Consider the following 24222-nt stretch of genomic DNA (forward strand, 5'->3'; position numbering starts at 1 on the left):
GCCTGGGTGATCACGAGATATGGCCGAATCCCAGCGTTCCTCGGTCTCGTGTGACGGCTGAGCAGCCGGGTCTTTCTCCGATCATGACGACGGAAAATCCGGTGCCCGAGCTGGGCGCGTACCTGCAGAACCTCGTGCGCGACGGTCCTGCGCGGGTGCTGCCCGCGGTGCAGGACATCGTGGTGGCGTTGCACGCGGCGGCGCTGGAGTCGGTGAACGTGACGGCTGACCCGGACCTGTTCGAGGTCGACAAGGGCCTGGCGCGCCTCGACGACGCGGGTATCGAGATCGTGCGCGCGATGGGGGAGCTGCTGGGCTCGGCCGGCGAGCGGCCCGATCCCGAGTGGACGTGATGCACCGGTTCGTGCCCGCGCCGGTTCGCCAACGTCACCGGCGTGATCACCCGGTACGCCGACGGGAGCGAGCGGGACAACATCAGCTACCCCGCCATCAACGTCGACCGGCGGCCCGTCGGGGCTCCAGAGATCCCGTCACACGTCGGCGTACAGATTCCACAGTCTGCGAGCTGGTCACGTCACCCAGGCAAGGCGGAACGGCGCGAGCACCGAGGAGATCATACGGGCCGGCCGGTGACGGAAGCCCGAGACGGTGAACGCCTACGACCGGGAGTTCAACCCGGCCACCGGCAACAGCGTCATGCGCCTGGGTCCGTGACCTCTCCGGCCGGCTTGTTGCGGACATCACGCATCCGGGCGTCGAGAGCGGCCTGCGTCTCAGGATCGAGCTCGTAGTCGCCGGCGGTTTCAGGGTTGACGTCCAGCGCGTGAGAGCGGAAGGCCTCCCGCTCGGCGGAGAGCTGCTGGATGGTCTGGGTGATCCGATGGATCTTCTGGCGCAGCCTCTCCCATTCCTGCTCGGCAAGGGCGAGCTCGGCGAGCTGATTCTGGATCTCAGCCTCGTTCTCGCGGGCGTAGTTGTCGCTGACCAGTGTGATCAGAGGGACCCCGAGAGCCTCGGCAGCGGTGACCGCCTCGTCGAGCCTGACCGCGCGGGTCTGCTGCTCGATGCGTGTGATGGCGGTGGAGTCGACGTTCGTGCCGAGCAGTGCGGCCATACGGCGTGCTAGCTCTGCCTGGCTGATGCCGAGGCGTTCGCGTTCTTGACGAAGTCGGCGGGCGAAAAGGTCCCCGGGCAGTGGGTTCATAGCGGTTTGGCACTTCCTGGTCAAGATCGCGATCGACGGGGTGCGTGAGGGTGGCCCGCCTCGAAATCGAGCAGGCCGGCGCCACAGCAGTGCTGGAGCGGCACATTACACATCTCGCACTGCGGATTCCACAGGCGTCCACCACGGCCCTGCGATCTCGCGTCGCGATGCCGATTCGCCTCGTTTCCGAGTCCCTTTGGGCTCTTTACAAATAGACCTTTCTTGCGCCTCTGCGATCCGCCATTCGAATGGGGTAGATTAGTCACTGCTGATGCGCACGTATACGAGCCAGCGGGGGGAGCCGACAGCATGCCCACCGACCACTCCGGCTTCTATCACTGCCCGACCGGGTGGATGGGCTGCGCTTGTTGCCTTGTAACTCACTGTCATGCCACCGAATGATTCGAAAGGCGAGAGGAAAGAACCGTGACGAAGATCTACGAGGCAGCCGTCCTCACACAGGCCTCCCTGCCAAGTGCAGCCTGGGACCTGACCAGCTTCCTGCAGAACGCCAAGTCCCAGATCCAGCTCTGGGGCGGTCTTCTGCTCATGCTGCTCGGTGCTGTCGGCCTGGTCTGGGGCGGTGTGCTCCTGATCAAGAAGCTGATGGCCAACCCGCAGTCCGCGGGTCAGCAGCAGGGCTGGGGCACGATCGCGCTCCTCATTCTCGTCGGCGGAGCCCTGGGCACCGGCGGGTGGTCACTGATCTCGACAGTCGGTTCCGGCGGCCAGCAGACCATCACAGATCTCGGCGGCGGCACGGTGATCGTCCAGACCGCCGATCAGTTCAGCGTGTTCCTGAGCGGCCTTTCCAAGTAAGAGGCCGTCACAGACCGTGCACACGACCAGGGACAGAGGCGTCGAGCGAACCGGGTCGGTTGAGGTGCAAGGCCTCCTCCGGCCCGGTTCGCCATATCCGGGCCGCAGCACGGTGCAGGCACGAAAGAGAGCAGAACATGGGGATCAAGGACAAGGCACTGGCCTTCAGCAGGAAGTTCAAGCTCGACTCGCACCACGCGATCGAGCGTTTTGGGGTGTTCTTCGGCATCTTCGCGGTCACGGGCGCGATCGTGATCAGCGCATCGGGGGCCTCGGCGTACCAGGCGGAGCGTGACTCGCTGTCGCAGACGGCGCTGTACACCAGCGACTTCAAGACGTCGAAGACGAATCTCGACGGCACCGTCGACGGGGTCTACACCAACGAGAGCGGCAACAAGGCGCTCGTGATGATGCACTTCAGTCCGACCGCTCAGATCTCGTACAACGCCGCGGACTACAGGGCGTTCCTGCTCGGGTCGGACACCTCGCTGAACAGCGAGCCGGTCAGTACCAGCGGGATCAAGGGCTCCTTCTACGCCTTCGGCTCGACCGGCTACGTCGGGGTCCTCCTGAACGCCGACCGGCCCTTCGACCGCCAGGTGTTGAACCTGACGGTCCGTGCGAACGCCGAACTCACCACGCCCGGAGCGGAACAGGCGCAGAGCAGCGGCAAGCTGGCCGGCGACGAGACCTTCTCCAAGTACGACCAGTGGAGGGTCTTCTTCAACCCCGGCGCGTCCGGAGTCCAGAAGATCGCGGCGCTCGACGCTCTGACCTTCGACCCGGCGCAGGCCTACTACGAGGTCGCGCTCAAGGAGATGGAGGCCGAGGCCAGGGATGCCCTGGACCAGAAACTCGTCGAGATGCGCACGAATCTGACGCAGATTCAGTCGTACACGTCCGACCTGCAGACGACGAAGATCGACGGCCTGTTCCTGCGTCCGCCGACCGTTCCGGTCTCGATTGCCACCGACAAGATCACGGGCGTCTCCGCGGCCGAGGCCAAGGACGGCGTCTCGACGCTGGCGCTGCAGACCAAGCGCGTCGTCCCGGGCGGCTTCGACCTCAACTGGCGTGCAGGCAACGTCTACGACGGCTACCTCGACGCCCTGGTGCCGGCCGGTCAGAGCTACGCCCAGTTCTTCACCAAGAAGCGTGACGAGGGCTCGGATCCGACGAGCCAGCAGATCTCGGACATGCAGTGGATCCTCTCGGACGGCACCAGCCTCACCAGGGACTACCAGTCCTCTGACGTGACGATGCGCCCGCTCATGAACATCATGAACAACCTTTCACAGGCGTATCAGAACTACTCCCAGAACAAGTCACAGTACGAGTCTGATCTGTCGCTCGACCTGCTCCGACTGGACGTGAGTCTGCGGGACGTGCAGTCCAACAGCACCATTCGCGATGACAAGGACTTCCTCACCACTCTCCATTGAGTGCGGCGATGAAGTGACGCATCCCGCTACCTGGCAATGAGCCGGAAAGGAAATCAACATGGCCACCGACAAGCCGAATCGGAGTCCCAGGAAGGGGACGACGAGGGACCAGCCGAGCACGTCGGTGAGTCAGGGGGTGCCCCGGCAGGGTCGCGGGACCAAGAGCCTCGGCCCCGAGGAGGGCATCGAGAAACCTCCCGAGGGCAAGGCCAGCGTGCCCAAGCAGCTCCCGGGGCCGGGAGCTGCTTCTTCTGGTCCTTCTGGCGCGGCGAACACTGCGCCGAAGATGCCGGAGGCCGCGCCGAAGATGCCGGACGCGGCAGACACCGCAGAGACCGCAGGCAAGGCGGCCGGTGCCGCGCATGCCGGGTCGAAGATCAAGCAGGGCATGAACGGCGTCGCCGGAAACATGGCCGGAGGCGCGGCACAGAAGGCCATCGAGGGAGATGGCAGCAGCGCGACCCGCCGTAACGCCGGGCGCTACGCGGGAGCTGCCGTCTCCGGTGCCGTGGCCGGCGCACAGGCTGGCGGGCTTCCGGGAGCCGCCGTTGGCGCAGCGAAGAACGTCGGCGTCGAGGGGGCCCAGGACGCGGTCAAGGGCGTGTCCAAGGTCACCGGCGGCAGCCCGGACGCCAAGCCGGCCAACCAGCGCGAGCTGGGTGCCGGCGGCACGGGCTACGAGCGCGGTGCGTCGAAGGACGACGAGGGCCTGGGCTCGAAGGCGGCCAAGGGCGTCGCCGTCGGCGGTGGCGCGGCTGCTGCTCCGCCGGCCATGGGGGTGGTCATGGCCATGGCCCTTCTGAACTGGCTGAAGTCCATGTTCTTTGCGGCCATGGCGATGGCCGTCAACGCCGGGAAGCTGCTGTGGACGCTGATCGTCACCATCGTCAAGGCGGTTGGTCATGCGATCGCTGCGCCGTTCATGGCGATCGGCAGCTTTATAGCCAAGGGGGCGGGCGCGGTCCTGGGCGTCACCGTCACGGCGACGATGGCCCCTGTAGCGGCAGCCATGTCGGGTGCGGTCGCGGTGACCGCCACCGTGGCCCTGCTGGGCACGGTCCTCACCGGCGTCCTCAACTCGACGGCGCTGACCGAGGGCCGCATCAACGCGAACGGGACGGCGTGCGTCGTCAACGCGGGTAGCGTCGGCAACGGTTCCGGGGCCACCGTCCCGGCGGACGTGGAGAAGAACGCCAAGGAGATCTACTCGGTACTCAGCAGCTGGGGGATGCCGAAGGAGAACATCGCGGGCATTCTCGGCAACTGGTCGCAGGAGTCCGGGATCGACCCGACGAGCGTGCAGAACTTCCCCACGGGGGCGTATGCCATGACCGCCGAGAAGGCCAGCGCCGCACAGAACACGGACAACGGCATCGGTCTCGGGCAGTGGACGTTCGGCCGCAACACGCTGCTGCGCCAGTACGCGAAGAGCAAGGGCGTCGACTGGTTCACGATCAAGGCCCAGCTGGCCTTCATGGTCGATGGTGACAACCCGGGCGACGTCACGGTCTTCAAGGACATGCTCAAGACGTCGCAGGGCTCGCCGCGTGCGGCGGCGCTGCACTTCCACGAGAACTGGGAGCGCTCCGCTGACGGCGCGGCCGGGCTCACCGCACGAGGCGACAACGCCGAGATGTGGTTCGGCAAGATGAGCGGCTGGTCGGTCGACAGCTCGATCGTGGGCGTCGTCAAGAGCATCGTCGGCGGGATCATCGAGAACATCGGCAACGGGATCAACACGATCCTGGGCAACTGCAGTACCAAGGGCGGTACTTCTGTCTCATTGAAGGACGGCGGGATGACCCAGGAGGAGGCTCAGGCCCTCGTCGACCTCTTCAACAAGGAGGGTGACAAGTTCCTCGACGACCGCTACGGCGACCAAGGTGGTCCTGGCTCGTGCGGGAGCAATCACGCGCAGAACTGCACATCGTTCTCGACCTACTTCGTGAACAAGTACACGACGTTCCAGACCTACCCGGCCGGGGACGGCAAGGAGACGGCGTACACGATCGCGAGGGTGACCGGGAAGCAGATGTCCTCGACTCCGACGGCCTACTCGGTGGGCTCCGCCCCGGGCAGCACCCCCGCCGGCCACACTCTCGTGGTGCTCGGCATCCAGGGCGACAAGGTCATCCTCGGCGAGGCCGGCTACTGCGCTTACATGGGCCGGGTCCGCGTCGACAGCGCGGCGCGGATGGCGGCCGAGGGCTGGAAGTTCGTGGACATGTCGGATTCGATGCTCCCCTCCGGCAAGATCAAGACGGTCTGATGCGCTGTATCTGATCTGGGAGCGAGAGGCCGGTGCCGGGCGATCCGGGCACCGGCTTCTTCATGTCCGGTACAGGCCCTGCGTGCCGACTTCGCTTTTCGGAGCACTTACCGAATGGATCTAGAGTCGGTCTCGAATGCCTTTATAGATAGACTTGAGTCGTTTATGAGAGCAACGTGGAGTGAGGAGTTCGTTCCGTGACGACAGCCCATGACGACTCCGAGAGTACGGGCCCCGAGCAGAAGACCGGGTCGATGCCCGAGGAGAAGCCCGCGGCACCGAAGACACGCAAGAAGGTCACCGGAGCTGAGCTCGAAGAGCGCTTCGCGAGCTGGACGACGCGCCAGCGCGAACGGGTCCAGACACGCAGCCCGGAGGACAACGCGCGCCTGATCCGACGCGGCGTGACCTCAGTGATGGGGGTCGGGATCCTTGCCCTGGTCGTCGCCACGGGCGTGGCCGGCGAGAGCTTCAAGGCGAGCATGGCGGACAACGAGGCCCAGATCGTCCAGCTCAAGGGGCAGCTGAACGATGCCCGGTCCACGCCCGTGAAGGCGGACGCCGACGCGCAGTTGTCCAAGCTCACCGAGGCGGCAGCCGCCGACGCGAAGAAGGTGGCGACCGGGGAGCAGACCTTCGCCACGTTGTACCACCAGGCCAGCGTCCAGCCCAGCCGGAACAACGGAGCTCCGAACCAGGCCACGCTGGAGATCATCAAGCACCGCCGGGACATGGCGCCGCTGTTCAGCAGGGACTCCTTCCTGGTCAGTGACAAGGAGGCGTACGGCACCTCGTCGCTGACGCCGTTCGATGCGACTACCGAGATCGATCCGCGCCACGCCTGGTACATCCGCTATGCCGGCCAGAACGCAGCTGCCCCGAGCACGTACGCGTGGAAGGTCGAGACGGTGATGCCCGATCTGAGCGTGAAGGACGGCTCGGGCGCGACGAACGAGGCAAAGGTCGTCTGGCTGTGCCGGGACACGAAGAGCGGCGAGGTGCTCGCCTGGGCGAGCGCGCGCTACGTGCGCAACGGCACGACGGGGGCCTTCGACCACTTGGCGCTCGTGGTGACCGCTGCCGGGGCTCAGTACGAGAACCCCGCGATCAAGATGCCGGCCGGGTCCGGAGCCCCTGAACTCAGCGGCACGGGCACACAGAAGAAGGGCGGGAAGCGATGACGGAGCAGACGGCAGCACCCACGCGGCGGGGATTCTTCCGGCGCAACCTCTCGGTCCTGGTGACGGCAGCGGTCCTCACGGTCGTCGCGACGGCTGCCGGTGTGACCTGGAGCAGCCAGCACGCGGCCCTGGCTGAGCAGGAAGCCCAGATCAACGGTGTCGAGGGACATCTGGCAGGCATCCAGAAGAAGAACGCCGAGCAGGTGAACGCGGACGTTATGGCGGCCCTGGGCGTCAGCCAGAACCGGCTGAGCACCGACGGTGAGCGCATCAGGTCGCTGCTCTCGATGGCCTTCACGTGGGACTCGGGACAAAGCTACGAGGCGGCGCGCGAGAGCCTGAAGAGCCGGTTCGGCCTCACCGAGAACGAGACGTTCCTGAAGTCATTCATGCCTCCGTCGAGGTTCAACGAGGACTCTCAGGGGCGGCGTTACTACTACATCGACACGGTCGGCCTGAACTCGGCCCTCGGCGCGGATCCGGACATCGAGGTCGTTGACGTCAAGGCGGGCGTCTACACCTACGCCATCCTGGCCGACGTCGAGGTCACCTCCGACGCAGTGACCCAGAACAAGTCGAGTAAAGCCAGTGTCACGGCGCACCGGCGCGCGCTGCTCTTCGTCACGGTCGACGCCCAGGGCAAGGTCTCGAATCTCTCCGGCGTCCCAGCGAGTGGCGAGACTCGCTATTCCGGATAACCAAGACTCCCTTTCGACTCGCCCCATTGATAGAGTTGCACTGATATTCGAGTGAAGCGGCGAGTTGAGGACCAATGGCATCGACACAGACCGATGAGTCGGGTGGGAGCGCAGTGCGCAAGACGCGCTTCGTCGCGACGTCCGCGTCCTCGCAGGACGGCGCGGACACTCCTGAGCAGACGGAGCCCGCGGGCGGCCTGCGCAAGCGCACCCTCGTGGCCGGCGTGAGCATGGGTGTGGGCGCACTGCTGTGCTTCGTCCTCTCCGCGGGGTTCTTCGGCGGTCAGAGCGCGGTGAGCTATACGGCTGCGCCGGAGATCTCCTCTCTGCAGGAGCAGATCAGGATCACCGAGGCGAAGACGGCGGCGCTGCCGAAGGCCGACGACGCCGAGCGTGGTCTGACCGCGGCCCTGACGGCGGCTGGTCAGGTCGCGAAGCTGCAGAACGACTACCGCTACCTGACGCCCAGCGTGGCAGCAGACGGCGGCACGCTCGACACGGCGACGTCTCAGTCGACGCTGCGCAACCTCATCCCCTACTTCGCCCCCTCGGTGCACCGGGCGGACCTGGGACCGTGGTACCTGCTCGCCAGTGACAAGGACGTGGCGGCCGGCGTCGGGATCCCGATGAGCTTCAGCTCCGGCTTTGAGTGGGTCGCCCAGGTGCCCTACCTGGTCAACGACGACAGCTCCATCACGGTGACCTGGCTGGCGATGGAGACCAGGACCGGTGCGGGTGAGAAGCCGGCGGTGCTGGCCTGGGCCCGCGCCGACTACGACCTGGTCCGCAAGGCGTTCGTGAACATCCAGACCGGCACGACGGCCACCGGCGCGGCCTTGAAGCAGGAGGTGAAGGCACCATGAAGGAGGAGGTCAGCGACAAGTTGCGCCGGCACGCCGGGAAGATCCTGCTCGGCGGTACCGGGGCGCTGCTCGCGCTCTCGGTGGTCACGCTCGGAGCCAGCCTGCTCAGCGACGGCCCGGCCGCGTCGGGCACCCAGGCCGATGCGGTTGTTCAGAAGCTCGAAGGCAACCTCGGCGACGCCCAGGCCAAACTCGCAACACAGCACACGGCGCTGCTGGCGCAGCTGCCGGGCATGGACATCGAGCAGGTGAACCGTGACAGGGCGACGGGCCGGTCCCTCCTGCTCAGCCTCACCGACAGCTCGGCGTCGACCCGGACCGTCGCGGAGCAGCAGGTACTGCTCGACGCGCGCTACGGCTTCCTCGACCACAAGTCCCGGGTGCTCACCGAGTTCGTGCCGGAGTGGATGACGGCGACCGGAGCCACGAAGGGCGCGGGGACGACGTACACGCTCGCTGATCTGGACATCGATGTGAGCCGGGTGCAGGGCCTGAACTACTCCTACACGGGGGTGGTCCGGCTCGATCCGGTCCGCGTCGGACCGGATCAGAACAGCGCTGCCAAGAGCGAGTTCGTGGTCTTCACCTACTCCACCTCTCAGGACGGCACGGTGACGTCGCTGGACGCCTATCGGGCCTCCAGCAAGACCCGCGACGCCCTCGCTGCCGCCAGCGGGGAACAGCCCTCCCCCCAAGCCGACCGGGTGAGCGAAGCGCCCGCCGCTTCAGCACGCACCCCAGAAGACCCCGACGAGACGTAAGGACACGAACATGTCGCCCCAGACCCTGGAGAAGACCGAGACGACCGCCCCGACGAGCACGGCCGCGACGGCGAAGAAGACCACGGCGAAGCCCGTGAAGGAACAGAAGGAATCGAAGCTGCGCACCGGATGGCGGCGCCTGGCCCCGAGGAAGGAGACCGGCAGGTTCTCCGTCGTGGTGTGGGCGGGGTTCTTCCGGGCCATCGTCCTTCTCGCCGACTGCCTGCTGGCGTTCATCACGGCCATGGTCATCATCCCGCTGCTGGGCGCATGGCTGCACCAGCAGTCGGGCGCATCCCGGGGTGCGCTCAGTGCGGACGGAACCATCGCCATGTGGCTGATGCCGCTCCTCTTTCTGGTCGCACTGCTCGCCGCGGGCGAGATCGTCGTGATGCGCGGCATGTGGCGCTGGGCAACGCGGATGATCGCGAAGATCCGGGACGCCCGGGGCGAGGCGGCCGGGGCCGACGTCACACCGAAGTCCACGACCAGGACCAGGACCAGGACCACCAACCAGAACAAGACCAAGGGCACGAGGAGCAAGTGATGCGCACCGCAGGACTGACGATGAACGACGTATGGGCCCACCGTGTCCTGCGTGAACGAGGAGTGGAGACGTACCGACTGGAGGGGGTGACCGCCGAGCTCGGCGTCATGGTCGAATCGCTCGACCTCAAGCACCGGGGCAAGGAGGAGAACTACCGCCCGTATCTGCACATGACGGGCGAGCTGCGCTCGGTCACCCCGGCCAGGGCCCTGCCGTTCGGCATCTCCCAGGTGACCTACTCCCCCGGCCAGGGCGAGAAGGTAGACGCCTTCTACGAGTTCGATGACCAGCAGCTGGTCGTGCTCGCCAGCAAGGGCTACTTCACGAGCGGCTTCGCCGTGCCCGAGCAGGTCACCGGGATCGAGTGGGAGCTGCCGGCCACGGCGGACATGCTTGTGCTCGCTCCGTCGGGGGCGCAGACCGAAGGTGATGCGCCCGTGGTTTTCACTCAGATCCACGACATCGGGGGTCTGGAGATCGATCTCGAGTCCAGCGGCTACGACCTCGCCGGCTACTTCGCCGACCACTCCAAGGACGGCGTCCCGCGGGCTGAGGCTGTGGTCGATGCGCGCGGGCTGAAGGCACGTTCGGACGCGATCAACTCGCTGTTCACCGAGGACGAGCTGGGCCTGGACACCAAGGTCAAGGAGGTCGTCGGAGCGCCCGTGCCTGAGGCAGCGCCGGTCGCTGGCGGCATGAGTGCTCGCCTGCAGCAGATCGAGGCGGAGATCGCCGCCGAACGGGAGCATTACCAGACCGAGCGCGCGAGCACTGAGGGCACCACGGAGAACCTCTACCGGGAGCGCGTGGCGGCAGCGTTGCAGACGGCCAAGGAGCAGGAGGAGCCGCTCGCTCCCCCGGTCCCGGCCCGTGAGGCGCAGCACGATCTGGACCTGGATCTCAACCTGGAGCAGGAGTCCCGGCGACGTGAGGTCAAGCCCGCTCCGAGTCTGGACGAGCGCAAGCGCCAGGTGTCCCAGCGTGCGGCCGATCTGGACTTCGGCGAGGACGGCGAGCAGAGCCTGGGGTCTTGAGGACGGATCAGGCATGACGAGCGCGGCCCCGGTTGCTGGCGAGCAGCAGCCGGGGCCGAAGTGCATCGGTACACGAGACAGGAAGGAGAGCGACGATGGGCTTGAAGCAGGACATCATCGTGGTCAACGAGTTCAGTGTGCCGCTGCCCGGCGGCAAGGGATCGCGCGGTGCGACGCCGGGTGACTACGTCACCCGGTACATGGCCCGCGAGCAGGCGACCGAGTCGCTGGCTCCGATCCGGCGCTTGCGCACCGACGACTTCATCATGCGCTACATGGCGCGGGAGTCGGCCGTCGAGCGCGCCGGTATCTCGCGGGGCGCGGCGAAGCATGAGATGCGCCAGGCCCAGGGTGACGGCGGCGTGGCCTTCGGCTACGGCTCGGTCTCGCTCTCCGATGAGCAGCTACGCGCGGCCGGTAAGGACATCCAGCGGCACTTCGAGAACGGCAAGACTGTGCTCAAGACGGTGCTGTCCTTCGACGAGGAGTACCTGCGGAAGCACAAGATCGTCGACGAGGACTTCCACTGCGAAGCCCGCGGCGACTACCGCGGCCACATCGACCAGATGAAGCTGCGCATGGCGATCATGCACGGCCTGGAGCGGATGAGCTCGGGCGCCAGCGGCTTCGACGACCTGCGCTACGTCGGGGTCATCCAGGTCGACACCGAGCACGTGCACTGCCACCTGGCCATGGTCGACGGCGGCCGGGGCCAGGTGACTAAGAACGGTACTCAGCGCGGCAAGCTCCTGGACCGGCACAAGTCCAGGCTCCGCCGCGGTGTTGACGCCTGGCTCGACGAGAAGCAGGCGGTGGCTCATCTCGCCAGCGCCGTCGGCTACGAGCGGCGCAATGTCACCACTTTCATCAAGCGGTGGGCGCACGAGCGGATCCGCGCCGAGTCCCTGCCGCAGTTCCTGCTCGCCTGCCTGCCGGCAGACCGAACGTTGTGGCGCGCCGGCTCGAACGACGCCCGCATGCGCAAGGCGAACCAACTGGTGACCGAGCTCGTGAAGGAGCAACTCGACCGTGCCGGATCCCCGATGCCGGAGGCCATGGAACGCATCGTCGACTACGCCAACGAGCGCCGCGCGAAGGAGTCTCTGAGCACGGGGGAATGGCAGAAGCTGGTCGAGCAGGGACGTACGCAGATCATGGAGCGAGCCGTCAACGGCATCTACCAGATGCTGCGGGCCATGCCGGAGTCGGAGCTGCGGGTGCGCACGCCGATGCTCGAGGTCATGAGGATGGACTACCAGCAGATGGCGGTGCTCGCCGCGGACCGGCAGGGCGAAGACGAGAATGTTGAGGCCGACTTGGTCTCCTTCGGCTTCCGATTGCGCAGCTACGCCTCACGCCTGCAGCATCACCGGGAGAAGGCCGGGGTCTACCGCGACCTCGCGCACCAGTGGGAACAGGCCGAGAAGGCCGACGTCGCCGCCGAGGACTCGCGCCCGCTCTACGACTTCTACCGCTTCGAGGAGAACTACCACCGGCGGCTGATGAGCAAGTACCGGCACTTCCTGCCCTTCCTCGGGGACGCCGGCCAGTGGTACGAGCAGCAGCAGGACGTGGCGACCTACGGCCAGCGGCTGCTCTCGCTCATGGCGCTGCGCGCGGATGCCTCCCTGCAGCGAATGAAGGACCCCGAGGAAGCCGAGAACCTGGGCCGGACGATCTACGATCAGCCCGGCGGCCGGCTCCTGACCGAGGGCAAGCGCGGCCGGGCGGTGCTGGACGCGCGCATCCGGACGATGAAGCAGTCCTATGACCAGAAGCTGGACGGCCTGCGGGCCGATCTCGCGTCCTCCGGCCTGGTGCTGCGCGTGGGGTCGAGCGCCGAGAACCAGTCGAGTACGGAGACCGACGCGGTCAGCACGGACTTCAAGATCGTCGCCGGTGCCGCGTATGACTTCGACGAGGTCAAGGCCCTGGACCTGCACCACCTGGGATACGACTTCGTCACCGACGTCGAGATCGGGCCGCACGCGCGCCAGACCTTCGTCGAGACGACCAGGGATCGCCGGCGGCTGCTGCTGGCGGCGATGGACTACTTGGACCAGTCCGGCCAGGCCGAGGCAATTGCCGATCTGCCGGTGGACGATGTCGCGGCGATGACACGGGTCTCCCGCGAGCTGACGCCTCAGCAGACGGACGAGGACTCCGGCACGCTCATGTTGCGTTCCCGGATCGCGGAGCTGCGCGCCGAGCGCGAGCAGGCTGAGCGGCTGCGGCGGTCCAAGGCTTCGTCGCTCGACGCCGGCCTCGTCGTGCGGGTCCAGGCCCAGGTCGATCAGGCTGTGACCACAGCGGATGCCCGGATGGCATTCGACTCGCAGTCACCTTCCATCTTGACCAACTTGCAACGCGAGGGGAAAGACTAGTCGCGCCTTGTCGAATGCTCTATAACAGTATTAGTGTGAAGAGTGTTCGGTAGGGACTCAATGCCTTGTCCGGACGATGTGACTGATCGCGGCCGACTTGTCAGAGAGCAGTCGGAATAAGCGGAAGGAAGAGATCATGGCACTCCTCAAGGGCAAGGGCGCGATGACCGGAGTCAACCTCATCGCGAAGGTCTACAAGAACGGCGTCACCAAGGACGGCAAGTCCCAGTACGCCGACGTCCAGATCGACGCTCGAGATCCGCGCGGTCCGGAGCAGACGAACCTGCATCTGAAGTCCGATCGGGTTCAGGGCGAGGACGGCAAGGTCCGCTACAACAACGGCGCTCCGTACTCCACCGGTCAGATGGAGGAGATCGTCAAGGCCGCGGGTCCGAACACCGAGCCGATCCTGAACAAGGACGGCAACGAGGTCGGCACCATCTACGGCTTCAAGGGCAACGTGATGCCCGCGACGCGCGGCACTGGCCTGGTGGTCAACACCAAGTCCGTCGAGGCCTCCGAGTTCAAGGTCGACAGCAAGACGCTGGACAACCAGTTCGCGTCCATGCGCGCCGCCCGCGAGGCACGGGCGGCGGCCAAGGAGTCGCAGGCTCAGGCCCCGGTTCCCGAGGCCAAGCAGGAGCGGGCAGCCGAGGTCGAGGTCGACGAGCCGGCGGTCGGCTGAGACCGAGACCGAGTCAAGCCTGATTCGAAAGGCCCCTGGATGTCACTGGGCGAACTCGCCGTCGTCGCAAGCGGAATGCTCGCTGTCGGCCTCGTTGGCGTGGGTGCCTCGACGTACTCGCGGCACCTCTCCCGTCAGGGCGATCAGCCGGCTTCGCACGGCTGATCCACAGATCCCCAGCGCGTCCGCCGCGCTGTGCGGGGGCCGCGTCTCCAGCGGCCCCCGCACCTCGACGAACACCTCCAACCGAAGGGTTCTTCTCATGCGATCCGCCATCCGCAATGCCGTCATGACGACGGCTGCCACTGCTCTCCTGTTCGGCGGCGTTGCCGCCGTGGCCTCGCCCGCGTCCGCGGTCGGGTCCAGCGCGTGCACCCGCAACGACCGCAACCACTCCGTGTGGGGCCCCAACCTGGAGTGGCCGAACATCCGCACCGGCCCCGGCGTGGCCTACAAGCCCAAGGGCCACCTCGACTCCGCCGGCGAGTTCTGGGTGGAGTGCTCCGCCGTCAACAAGTACGGCAACCGCTGGTACTACGGGGAGAGTCTCTCCTCCAGCTCGTACGGCACGAAGGGCTGGGTCGCCGCCAGCTGGTTCTAGCACCACCGCGCGACGCCGACGCGACGCGCTCCTAGACCGCTCCCTCCCGGAGCGACCGGGCAGAAGCGCCTTGACCTGACCACGGTCAGGCCCGCCTTCCAGGCCACGGCGACGCCGGTGACACGACACCGCGCCAGCGCCTGCCCACCGACCTCTCGCCGAGGCACACCCCTATCCAATCTCACCCCTTTTATGGAGGTTTGTACATGTATGCGCGTCGTATAGCCGTGCTCGCGGCCACCGCGGCCGCCGTCGCCCTGCCGCTGCTGTCCGCCCCGGCGGCCACTGCGGCACCGACCAACGCCGTCCCGGCCTCGACCTCGTGGAGCTGCCACAACGCGCCGCCGCTGCCGTACAAGGTGCACGCCAGCGCGGTGACCATCCGCTCCAAGGCCTCCGCCAAGTCGACGGCCGTCGGCGTCCTCTACAAGAGCCACAAGTTCACGGTGCACAAGAAGACCAAGGGCTGGCTGTACATCACCGACCGGACCACCGGCAAGAAGGGCTGGGTCTCCAGCAGGTACGTCTACCGCGACGTCCGCATGTGCCTGAGCTGATCCACCTCTGATCGGGGTGCCCCGGGCTGCTCGGCCCGGGGCACCCGCCCGGCCCGCCCGTTCGCGCCGCGCTTCCACTCCAGCTCTCAGCTCAGGTGATCTCTCATGCCGTTGTTCCCGCACCCCGGAGCCGTCAGGCGCCGTCCGACGCTCATGCGCGCGGCCGATGCGCTGGCCACTCCTGGTGCTGACGACCACCGGCTCCACTGCCCTGACCGGCGTCGCCTTGTCGACCACCACGGCCTGTGGCCGGTCGGCGCCGCCGCGGCCGCCACGGCCTGCGTGGCCTGCTTCGCCACCGCGCTCGCTCCTGGACTGAGCAGCTACGCGGTGACATCGCCGTGCTGATGGCCGGTGAAGGCGCGCTCACCGTCGTCTTGCGTACCCTGCGCGCCCGGCTGATCCCTGCTGCCGTCTTCGGCGGCACGCTGAGCGTCACCATCGTCCTGATCGTCATCCCGATGCCCGTCGCCGGCGCCCTCGTCGCCGCACTGCCCGCCGACCGGCTCCCCGCCCTGCTGCTGACCTGCTCCGCAGCTCAGGGACTCGCGATGGCACTGGCCTTCCGCGGCCTGTGGCGCCACCGCGCCTCATACACCGCGCCGCACACCCCAGCCGAGCAGGCGGCGGCCCCCCACCCCTCTCCCGCGGCCCTCGCGGCCCGGGATGCGGCCTGACCCAACACTGTGTCCGTCCCCAGGAGTTGTTCCATGTCCCACCCGATGCTGCTCGTCATCGGCTCGGCACCCGAGCTGATGCGCCGGTACATGCTGGAGTCCGCCGCCGCCGAGCATTCCGTCCTTCTCATCGACGACCAGGCGCCCACCTGGCAGCTGCCCTTTGTCGTCGACTTCGAGACGACCGACCTGAACGACCCGGCCCGCGTGATCGCGGCCGCCGAGGCGCTGGCCCGACACTGGACCATCGCCGGCGTCCTGACCTTCAACGAGTACCTGCTCGTGACGACGGCGCGGGTCGCCGAACGTCTCCAACTGCCCGGCAACACACCCACCGCCGTCGCCGCCGCCCGCGACAAGGCCACCAGCCGGCAGCTGTTCGCCGCCTCCGACGTCCCCTCCGCGGCCTCCACCTGGGTGCACAGTTTCGACGCGGCCGCCTCGGCCGCCGAGCGCATCGGCGGATACCCCGTCGTCCTCAAGCCCGCCGCACACGCCGGCAGCATCGGCGTCGTCCGCGTTGACAGCATCACCGACCTGCCTGCCCTCTGGGACATCGCCTCCGCCGGCGCCGCCCACCAGGGCCCCGAAGGCCAGAGCATCCTCCTGGAGGAGTTCCTCGACGGCCCGGAGGTGAGCGTCGAGACCGTCACCGACGGCGGCGTCACCACCGCCGTCGCCGTCACCCGCAAGACGGTCGGCTTCGAGCCCTTCTTCATGGAGCAGACCCACCTCGTCGTCGCCGGTGACCCATTGCTCGCCGACGTCGCTCCCATCGCCGCGGCCGCCTTGCGCGCCGTGGGCATCACCCACGGGGTCTCCCACGTCGAGATGAAGCTCACGGCCTCCGGCCCCCGGCTCATCGAGGTCAACGCGCGCCTCGGCGGCGACCGCATCGGTCAACTCGTGCACCACGCAACGGGTGTGGACCTTGCTGCAGCTGCCGCCGACCTTGCCGTCGGGCGAAGCCCGGACCTCACGCCCACCCGCACGCGCAGTGCCGCGATCGGCATGATCTACCCACCCGCCGACGGCACCGTGACCGGACTGGCCCTGCGTCCCCACCCGTTCGACGCCCATCACCTGCAAGAACTTCAATGGCTGTGCGCCGTGGGCGATCACGTCACCCTCACACCGTCGTCCACGGAGCCGAACAACATCCGTGCCGGCTTCGCGATCATCACCGGCGACACCGCAGCCGACGTACGCCGCCACCTCGACAGCGTCCTCGGCCGCGCGGAAGTCGAGGTCCGCCACACGATGAACAGCGCCGCGTGAGCCGCTTCACCTCCCGCACCACTGCGCCGCGGTCGGCATCCGCCCGCCGAACTCCTGGCGGCGAAGACCCTCGCGGCTCCGCCGAACGTGCAGCCGACCACTACTGCACGGACCAGGTAGCAGTGATCGCAGGCCGACGGCGTCCCTTCCGCTCGCTCGCAGACCCCAGCCCGTGTCGGGTCTCTCTAACGAAGGACGATGATGCGCTCTACCGACAGCTCAGCGCATGCCACACGCCCCGTCCTGCTCCTGGGCGCGGGCTCCCGCCCGTACCGCGAGCATCTGCTCCAGCGGATCTCGGCCGTGCACCCGGTCGTGCTCATGGACAGCGAACCGTCCACCTGGGCGACTCCCTACCTGCGCCGGGAGGTGACGGTCGACCTCGCCGACACAGAGGCTCTGGCGGTTGCCGTCAAGCAGCTCATCTCCACCCCCTTGGCGGGCGCCGAAGTCGTGCTCAGCAGCGACGAGCCGGAGGCCGTCGAGGCGGACTATCGCGTCATCCGGGCCCTGGAGCGCGAGGACCTGTACCGGGGAGGGCGCCCGTGAGCGTGGTCGAGACACCTGCTGCGGTCGAGCGGGCCGCGCCTGCGGAGGAGGTCGATCAGCAGCGCCGCGTGCACTGGGGCGGAGTCCTGCGGTTGCCGTACGCCGCGCAGCTGCTGGCCGCCACGCTGGTGGGCCGGGTGCCGCTGGGCATGATGCCAGTGGCCCTGCTGATCGCCGCGCGTGCGGACGGGCGCGGGTACGGGACGGGGGCGATGCTCGCCTCCCTGTACGGGCTTTCGGTGGCCGTCGGGCAACCGCTGCTCGGCCGCCTGGTCGACCGGCGGGGACAGACCCTCACGCTCCTGGGCGGCTCCATCGCGTCAACGGCCGCGCTCCTCGTCCTGGCGGCTGCCGGGACGGCCGACCTCCTGATTGCCGCCACAGCGGTCGTCGTCGCGGGGGCAAGCGCCCCGCCATTGGAGGGTTTCCTCCGGGCGCTGTGGCCCGCGCTCAGCCCTTCACCGAGACACCTTCGCGCCGCCTTGGCGCTCGACAGCGGGAGTCAGGAACTCGTCTACGTCGTCGGGCCGCTCACGGCTGCCGCTTTGGTGTCCGTGGCGACCCCCGGGTTCGTCTTCGCAGTGGCCGCTGCCCTGGGGATGGCAGGGGCACTCGTCGTCACGGCATCGGCTCCCTCCCGCAGGTGGCGGCCCGTTCCGGCTCGCCGGGGCGCGCTCGGTGCCCTGCGTTCGGGCGGTTTGCGGTGGATGCTGCTCGTCCTCATCGCGATCGGTGCGTCGCTGGGGGCGCTGTCGGTCGCTGCACTGGCAGCAAGCGAACGCCACGGCGCCGAGTGGCTGGCGGGCGTCCTACCCGCAGGGGTCTCGGTGGGGGCGCTTCTTGGCACGGCCGCGTGGACGGCTCTGCCACTGCCGGCTCCGCTGTCTCGACAACTCGTACTGGCCGCCGCGGTGTTCGTATTCGCCTGGATACCGCTGTGCCTGGACCCACCGCCGTACGCCGCGCTCGGCCTCGCGGTACTCCCCGGCATGGCATTCGGCGCGCTGTTGACGTGTGCCTACCAGGTCGTCGCCGAATTGACGCTGCCCGGAACGGTCGTCGAGGCCTACGGCTGGCTCATCGCGGCCTTCGGGCTGGGTCAGGCCCTGGGCACGGCGGCTGCCGGGCCCCTCGCCGGATCGTGGATCCTCCCCGCCTCCGCGGCCACTCTTGCCCTCCTTCTCACTGCCCCGGTCTGCAAGCGCCTCGCGCTCCGTACGGCCGCCGCACCCTTCCATCGCCCGTCGCCCGAGAGGCTGTCATGATCACCCCCACGCCGTCGTCCCGGCCCGCCTCGCACCTCGACCGCGCGCCCGCCGCAGGCCACGCGGAGGCGCGGGCCGCGCTCGGGCTGTATCTGCCGCTCGGCTATCCCACGCGTGCGGCCAGCCTGGACGCGCTGCATCTGATGGCCCAGTCGGCGGACGTGCTGGAGATCGGCATCCCTCACACCGCGCCGGTCCTGGACGGCCCCGTGATCCGCGAGGCCGTTGGCCAGGCCCTGGCCGGCGGCTTCGACATAGACGACGTCTTCACGGCGACCTCGGAACTCACCACGTCGACACCTGCCGCGCTGTTGGTCATGTCGTACTGGGAGCCGATCGCGCAGTACGGTCCGGAGTCCTTTGCGAGTCAGTTGGCCGCTGCGGGCGGGGCCGGCGTGCTCATCCCTGACCTTCCCCCGTCAGCCGCCACCGCATGGAGGGCGGCGGCCGCCACGGCGGGCCTGCACACCGTCCCGCTCATCCCGTCCCAGGCCTCCCCCGCGCAGCTCGCGGCGATCGGCGCGTCCCACAGCGGCATGGTCTACGCCCCCGCCGCCCCTGGCCTGACCGGGTCCCAGCGTCCGCTCAGCCCCGACCTGCCACGGCAGGTCCACCGGCTCCGCTCCGCGACCCGCCTGCCGGTTGCGGTCGGCATCGGGGTGAGCACGCCGGACCAGGCCGGCAGGTCTCGGCGTTTGCGGACGCCGTGGTCGTCGGCTCGGCAGTGATCCGCCGAATGCGGGCCCAGTCCAACACGCCTGCCACCGCTGCCGCCGAGGCCGCCCGCGACTTCGCGGCGGGGGTACGCCGCGCCCGGCGCTCCGCAGCCTGACCCACTGATCCCCACCACCAACCCGTCCCAGGAGGAGGAACACCCACCATGTCCCATCCCACGCCCTACGGCTCGCCCCTGCGCAGCCTGACCGTGCTCGCGCTCGGCATGACGACGGCACTCACCCTCACCGCATGCGGCGCCGGCTCGGACACCGGCGCAGCCGACAAGGGCAAGAACTCCGCCTCGGCGACGAGCGCGGCCAAGGAGAAGACGACATTCCGGCTGGGCGAGGCCAGTCCGGAGCAAGAGAACGAGATGCAGAGCTCGCGAGGGGCCACGTACCAGGTCACGCCCACCAAGGTGGTCACCGGCACCAAGGCCGATATGGACAACTCCGGGCTTGAGCAGGACAAGGAAGACGGCCCCCAGGTGCCCGTCTACGTCTGGGCGACGCTCACCCACAAGAGCGGCAAGCCCATGGCGCTCGGCGACATGGATGACGACCTGGTGGTCAAGACGAACGCAGGCCAGCGCACCCGCGCCCTCATTGTCCTGATGGGCGAGGCGAAGTGGCCCAACTGCCCCGCCTTCGACTCCGACAAGAAGCTCTCCGCCGGGCAGTCGGAAAGCATCTGCACCGCTTTCCTCATCCCGCAGGGCCAGAAGGCCGCCGCGGTTGAGCTCACCCAAGGTTTCTACAAGCAGCCCCTGGTGTGGCCCGTGAAGAGCTGACCGGACGCCCACTGTCACCGCCGCGAGGCGGGTCCGAGAACGCATGACTGCCCCGCCACAGCACTGGTGCACCGCCCTTCGGCGTGGAGTGCCCTTCCTTGCCCGATTCCCTCAGGAGTGATCCACATTGCCTTCCCCCCAGCAGCACCCACCCCTTCGCCGCACACGCGCCACGGCCGTCGTCCTCGGCGCAGCGGTGGCTTTGGGCCTGACCGGGTGCGGTGCCGGCTCGGACGCTGGCGCGGCCAACAGCCCGTCACCGACGAGTTCCAGGGCCAGGGTCTGGTCGAACCGCCCACGCAGGGCAAGCCCGAGGTGACCGCCATCGACTACCGGATGGTGGACTCGCGATGACCGTCACCCATCGGCCTCCTGGCGGCCTCCTGGAGGCCGGCCCGCTGCGTTTCTCTCTGCAAGTCCCGGAACCCTCCTGGGAACAAGAGCGCGATGCGCGCCTCGCTGCGTTTATCCGCGCTCGCCTGGCCCATGCGGAGTCGACCGGCTGCACCGACGAACGGAAGTGGGCGGCCGGCGTCAGCGAAGTCTTCGCTGAATGGGACGCGAAGCGCGAACTGGCCGCCCTCGCCGACAACGACCTCTTCAGCGCGCAGGTGAGCGCCCTGGGGTGGGCTCTGCGCTGCGTCGCCCACAGCACATGGCACGGCGCCCCCGGTTGGGAGCCCGCCTTCCATCCTCAGGCCACAGCACCGGAAAGCGCCTCGGAGAATCCCCTCACGACCACCTCTCCCCGGCCGATCCCCGGCTCCGGCCCCGCCAACGAGCGCTTCAACCACCAGTTCGAGCAGCCCAGACGCCGGAGCGCAGCGACCCGAATACGGCGGGTGAGCGGCCCGCGACCAGCACACAGAACGAAAGGCCCCGGAGTCCACTCCGGGGCCTTTCGCATTCTCCATTCAATGCCCTATCGAATGCGACTCATGATAAGATTTCGACTGATTTTCCAGTTGAATCTTCAGTCCAGTCGAGAGGCCTTGCGCAGCATGTTCCATGAGGCACAGCTCAACGTGCGCTACCCACTCCTGTCCAAGCTCTCGGAACCACTGAAGAAGGCCGAGCGCGACATCGTCGGCCGTGAGCACGAGACGATGCAGCTACTGGCCTCGATGAGCCGCCCTGAGCTGTGCAATGCGCTCCTACTGGCCGAGGCCGGAACGGGAAAGACCGCATTGGTCCAGGCCACGATGCTCGTGGATCCGGATCGCCTCTACCTCGAAGTGGACCCGGCTCGCATGATCTCCGAGGCGGGCAACTCCGAGAACATGGCCGCCATACTCAAGGGTTTCTTCGACGAGGCCGAGGACTTCGTCAAGGACGAGAAGCACGAACTGGTGCTCTTCATCGACGAGTTCCACCAGATCATCCAGCTCTCCGACGCCGCCGTCGAGGCGATCAAGCCGGTCCTCGCGGCTTCGGGAACCCGAGGCATCAGGATCATCGCGGCGACGACGTACGAGGAGTTCCACAGGCACATCTCGCCGAACCAGCCGCTCGTCGAGCGCCTGCAGCGCATCAACCTCAACCCGCCGGACCAGGCGACGACCATCAAGATCCTGCAGGGCATGGCCGAACGGTACGGGGTGGCCGACGAGTTCTACGACGACCACGTCTTCCGGCAGATCTACGAGTACACCCAGCGCTACATGCCGGCCAGCGCCCAGCCGCGCAAGTCGATCCTCGTACTCGACTCCATGGTCGGCTGGCATCGCCTGACGCACCGGCCGATGGACCGGGACCTGCTCTCGGACGTGCTCATGGAGTCCCTGAACGTGAACGTCGCATTCCGGGTCGACGGCGCGGAGATCAAGAAGCAGCTGGACGCCAAGGTGTTCAGCCAGGACTGGGCGACCGGCGCGGTGGCGCGTCGTCTGCAGTTGTCAGTGGCGGACCTCAACGACAAGGGAAAGCCGATGGCGAGCCTGCTGTTCACGGGCTCCACTGGTGTGGGGAAATTCTGCACCGACTCGACGCAGGTTCCTGTCTACTCGAGCGACGGCGAGACCACCTGGAAGCTGCACGGCGACCTGGTCCCTGGCGACAGAGTGTTCGGTCGTCAAGGTCGCCCGGTCGAGGTGCTCGGACACTTCCCGCAGGGCATGCAGGACGTCTACCGGGTCACACTCTGGGACGGCCGGACTCTCGACGTCGGAGGACCGCACTTGTGGACGGTCTACACAGCCAAGCAGCGGTCGAAGAAGCATGCGGGCAAGGACGTCGCGCCGATGGTTCTGAGCACGCAGGAAATGGTCGAGCGTGGCGTCGTGCGGACCTACCCCGGCGACTCTCGGGAGCATCTGAAGTTCTTCATCCCGGCGAACGGACCGGTGCATTGGCCGGAGCAGGACTTCGACGTCGACCCGTACGTCTTGGGCGTCCTCATCGGCAACGGGTGCCTCACTGAGACGCAGCTGACGCTCTCGTCTGACGGGGACGACGCCGACCACACCGTGTGGATGGTGGGCGAATGGCTGGGATCGGCACCGAAGTCGTACGGGCACAGCTACAGCTGGGTCTTCCCTGTCGGCGTTGGCCCGGTGGAGGACCGCCGCGATTCGCTGTACCAGACGAAGGACGTGCTTGCCTCGGTTCCCGATCTGATCGGTGCGCGCTCGGCGGAGCGCCGTATCCCGGAGAGGTACAAACACGGATCGGTACAGCAGCGGTGGGCGCTGGTGCGGGGCCTCTTCGACACCGACGGATCGATCGGCGGCTCGAACGACCGCTTCAACGTCTCGTACTCGACGTTCTCCAAAGGGCTCGCGGAGGACCTCAGGGAGGTGCTGTTCTCGCTCGGCGTCTCGAACACGATCAAATCGTCGACACGCACGAAGAAGGACGGGCGCGAACTGGCCGAGTACGGCGTGCACGTGAAGGTCGGCAACGAGGACAAGGCCCAGTTCTTCTCTCTCCCGCGCAAGCACGAGATCGCACGGCGGGCGGTCATCGAGACCTCGGGTCGTCAGCGCGTGAAGAAGTTCGACATGGTCGGCATCGCGTCGATCGAGAAGCTGCCGGAGCAGCAGAGCTCGTCGTGCATCTACGTCAACGACGAGGAGCACCTCTACCAGGCCGGCGACTTCGTGGTCACGCACAACACCGAGTTGACGAAGCAGCTGGCGCGACTGCTGTTCGGCGATGACCAGCGGCACCTCATCCGGTTCGACATGACGGAGTACGCCGAGGACTCGTCGTTCGCGGCGTTCCGTTCTGAACTCACCAAGCGCGTGTGGGACCTCTCCCACGCGGTGCTGCTTTTCGACGAGGTCGAGAAGGCCTCGGCGATGGTGACACGCGTGCTGCTGCAGGTGCTCGACGACGGCCGGCTCAACGACGACAACAACCGCGAGGTGAGCTTCCTCAACACCTACATCGTGCTGACGACGAACGCCGGCTCGGAGATCTACAAGGACATCTCGCAGTACGCCGCCGACGACACCGGGTCGGGCAAGCAGCTGATGGAGTACGAGAAGCTCATCCGCCGCTCGATCTCCTCGACGACGGGCGACAACCGGTTTCCGCCCGAGCTGCTGGGCCGTATCGACGCGATCGTGCCTTTCCAGCCGCTGTCGCTGCCGACGCAGCAAAAGATCGTGCGGACGAAGCTGCGCCAGATGGTGCAGGAGGTGTTCGTCAAGCACAACGTGCGCATCGACGTCGATGCGAGGGTCCTGCAGTACCTCATCGAGGACAAGGGCGACACCGACTCCGATGCCGGCGGTGCGCGTGCGGCTGTGGCGAAGCTGACCGACGAGGTCACCACCGCAGTGGCGACCTTCCTCAACGAGCACCCCTCGGAACGACGGATCCGCATCGACGTCGTCGGTGACCTGGTCAGCGACGACAAGAACCTGCTGAGTTCCGACGCCTACGTCGAGGTCAGCGCGGTGCGATGAACCGGTCCGAGGACAGCGGGAACCAGTCG

The 24222-nt window shown here is 67.5% G+C and carries 25 protein-coding genes; 23 read left to right on the top strand and 2 right to left on the bottom strand.

Annotation, left to right across the window (positions count from 1 at the left end; genetic code table 11):
- Positions 1-50: 50 nt before the first annotated feature.
- Positions 51-353 carry a hypothetical protein gene (locus ACIOC0_RS18685; RefSeq protein ID WP_402156075.1) on the top strand — a complete coding sequence of 101 codons (303 nt, stop codon included), beginning with the start codon at positions 51-53 and terminating at the stop codon, positions 351-353.
- A 302-nt stretch (positions 354-655) separates the two neighbouring features.
- Here ACIOC0_RS18685 and ACIOC0_RS18690 read toward each other — a convergent pair whose 3' ends face one another.
- Positions 656-1165, bottom strand: coding sequence for a helix-turn-helix domain-containing protein (locus ACIOC0_RS18690; RefSeq protein ID WP_402156076.1), 510 nt, complete (start codon positions 1163-1165; stop codon positions 656-658).
- A 426-nt stretch (positions 1166-1591) separates the two neighbouring features.
- Between ACIOC0_RS18690 and ACIOC0_RS18695 the strand changes: the two genes are divergently transcribed.
- The 11 genes from ACIOC0_RS18695 (at position 1592) to ACIOC0_RS18745 (ending at position 13848) form a co-directional block, all read left to right on the top strand.
- Complete coding sequence (locus tag ACIOC0_RS18695) at positions 1592-1984, top strand: hypothetical protein (RefSeq protein WP_402156078.1); 393 nt, start codon at positions 1592-1594, stop codon at positions 1982-1984.
- 137 nt (positions 1985-2121) lie between these two features.
- Entirely contained in the window at positions 2122-3426 is a 1305-nt protein-coding gene (locus ACIOC0_RS18700) for a hypothetical protein (RefSeq protein WP_402156080.1), read from the top strand.
- Positions 3427-3484: 58 nt separating this feature from the next.
- On the top strand, positions 3485-5695 hold the full coding sequence (locus ACIOC0_RS18705; RefSeq protein WP_402156082.1) for a phage tail tip lysozyme: 2211 nt from the start codon (positions 3485-3487) through the stop codon (positions 5693-5695).
- 197 nt (positions 5696-5892) lie between these two features.
- The gene (locus ACIOC0_RS18710; protein ID WP_402156083.1) at positions 5893-6876 is read left to right on the top strand and encodes a hypothetical protein; all 984 of its coding nucleotides are present in this window, start codon (positions 5893-5895) and stop codon (positions 6874-6876) included.
- Positions 6873-7574, top strand: a complete 702-nt coding sequence (locus tag ACIOC0_RS18715; protein WP_402156085.1) for a hypothetical protein — start codon at positions 6873-6875, stop codon at positions 7572-7574. Before ACIOC0_RS18710 ends, ACIOC0_RS18715 begins: the two co-directional genes overlap by 4 nt.
- Before the next feature lie 113 nt (positions 7575-7687).
- Positions 7688-8437, top strand: a complete 750-nt coding sequence (locus tag ACIOC0_RS18720) for a hypothetical protein (protein WP_402156086.1) — start codon at positions 7688-7690, stop codon at positions 8435-8437.
- Positions 8434-9198: a hypothetical protein gene (locus ACIOC0_RS18725; RefSeq protein ID WP_402156087.1), complete on the top strand. Its 765-nt coding sequence runs from the start codon at positions 8434-8436 to the stop codon at positions 9196-9198. The genes ACIOC0_RS18720 and ACIOC0_RS18725 overlap by 4 nt, the downstream gene beginning before the upstream one ends.
- A 10-nt stretch (positions 9199-9208) precedes the next feature.
- On the top strand, positions 9209-9745 hold the full coding sequence (locus ACIOC0_RS18730; RefSeq protein ID WP_402156088.1) for a hypothetical protein: 537 nt from the start codon (positions 9209-9211) through the stop codon (positions 9743-9745).
- Positions 9745-10779: a hypothetical protein gene (locus tag ACIOC0_RS18735; RefSeq protein WP_402156090.1), complete on the top strand. Its 1035-nt coding sequence runs from the start codon at positions 9745-9747 to the stop codon at positions 10777-10779. The genes ACIOC0_RS18730 and ACIOC0_RS18735 overlap by 1 nt, the downstream gene beginning before the upstream one ends.
- 95 nt (positions 10780-10874) lie before the next feature.
- The gene (gene mobL / locus ACIOC0_RS18740; protein WP_402156091.1) at positions 10875-13163 is read left to right on the top strand and encodes a relaxase MobL; all 2289 of its coding nucleotides are present in this window, start codon (positions 10875-10877) and stop codon (positions 13161-13163) included.
- A 136-nt stretch (positions 13164-13299) separates the two neighbouring features.
- Positions 13300-13848 carry a hypothetical protein gene (locus ACIOC0_RS18745; RefSeq protein WP_402156092.1) on the top strand — a complete coding sequence of 183 codons (549 nt, stop codon included), beginning with the start codon at positions 13300-13302 and terminating at the stop codon, positions 13846-13848.
- A 42-nt stretch (positions 13849-13890) separates the two neighbouring features.
- Here ACIOC0_RS18745 and ACIOC0_RS18750 read toward each other — a convergent pair whose 3' ends face one another.
- Complete coding sequence (locus tag ACIOC0_RS18750; RefSeq protein WP_402156094.1) at positions 13891-14112, bottom strand: hypothetical protein; 222 nt, start codon at positions 14110-14112, stop codon at positions 13891-13893.
- Here ACIOC0_RS18750 and ACIOC0_RS18755 point away from each other — a divergent pair.
- The 11 genes from ACIOC0_RS18755 (at position 14111) to ACIOC0_RS18805 (ending at position 24193) form a co-directional block, all read left to right on the top strand.
- Complete coding sequence (locus tag ACIOC0_RS18755) at positions 14111-14449, top strand: hypothetical protein (protein ID WP_402156096.1); 339 nt, start codon at positions 14111-14113, stop codon at positions 14447-14449. The two genes, ACIOC0_RS18750 and ACIOC0_RS18755, sit on opposite strands and share 2 nt — an antisense overlap.
- Before the next feature lie 206 nt (positions 14450-14655).
- Positions 14656-15006, top strand: a complete 351-nt coding sequence (locus tag ACIOC0_RS18760) for an SH3 domain-containing protein (protein ID WP_402156098.1) — start codon at positions 14656-14658, stop codon at positions 15004-15006.
- A 105-nt stretch (positions 15007-15111) separates the two neighbouring features.
- Positions 15112-15354: a hypothetical protein gene (locus tag ACIOC0_RS18765; protein WP_402156100.1), complete on the top strand. Its 243-nt coding sequence runs from the start codon at positions 15112-15114 to the stop codon at positions 15352-15354.
- Positions 15354-15683 (top strand): hypothetical protein, encoded by a 330-nt coding sequence (locus tag ACIOC0_RS18770; RefSeq protein ID WP_402156102.1) that lies wholly within the window; start codon positions 15354-15356, stop codon positions 15681-15683. Before ACIOC0_RS18765 ends, ACIOC0_RS18770 begins: the two co-directional genes overlap by 1 nt.
- Positions 15684-15716: 33 nt before the next feature.
- Complete coding sequence (locus ACIOC0_RS18775; RefSeq protein ID WP_402156103.1) at positions 15717-16961, top strand: ATP-grasp domain-containing protein; 1245 nt, start codon at positions 15717-15719, stop codon at positions 16959-16961.
- A 198-nt stretch (positions 16962-17159) separates the two neighbouring features.
- Entirely contained in the window at positions 17160-17510 is a 351-nt protein-coding gene (locus ACIOC0_RS18780; protein ID WP_402156105.1) for a hypothetical protein, read from the top strand.
- On the top strand, positions 17507-18775 hold the full coding sequence (locus tag ACIOC0_RS18785) for an MFS transporter (protein WP_402156106.1): 1269 nt from the start codon (positions 17507-17509) through the stop codon (positions 18773-18775). Before ACIOC0_RS18780 ends, ACIOC0_RS18785 begins: the two co-directional genes overlap by 4 nt.
- Complete coding sequence (trpA, locus tag ACIOC0_RS18790; RefSeq protein ID WP_402156108.1) at positions 18772-19503, top strand: tryptophan synthase subunit alpha; 732 nt, start codon at positions 18772-18774, stop codon at positions 19501-19503. The genes ACIOC0_RS18785 and trpA overlap by 4 nt, the downstream gene beginning before the upstream one ends.
- 152 nt (positions 19504-19655) lie before the next feature.
- Positions 19656-20282, top strand: coding sequence for a hypothetical protein (locus ACIOC0_RS18795; RefSeq protein ID WP_402156110.1), 627 nt, complete (start codon positions 19656-19658; stop codon positions 20280-20282).
- 216 nt (positions 20283-20498) lie between these two features.
- Positions 20499-20636 (top strand): hypothetical protein, encoded by a 138-nt coding sequence (locus ACIOC0_RS18800; RefSeq protein ID WP_402156111.1) that lies wholly within the window; start codon positions 20499-20501, stop codon positions 20634-20636.
- Positions 20633-24193, top strand: coding sequence for an AAA family ATPase (locus ACIOC0_RS18805; protein WP_402156113.1), 3561 nt, complete (start codon positions 20633-20635; stop codon positions 24191-24193). Before ACIOC0_RS18800 ends, ACIOC0_RS18805 begins: the two co-directional genes overlap by 4 nt.
- Positions 24194-24222 lie beyond the last annotated feature (29 nt).

It is taken from the genome of Streptomyces sp. NPDC088254, assembly GCF_044740925.1.
Lineage (GTDB): Bacteria > Actinomycetota > Actinomycetes > Streptomycetales > Streptomycetaceae > Streptomyces.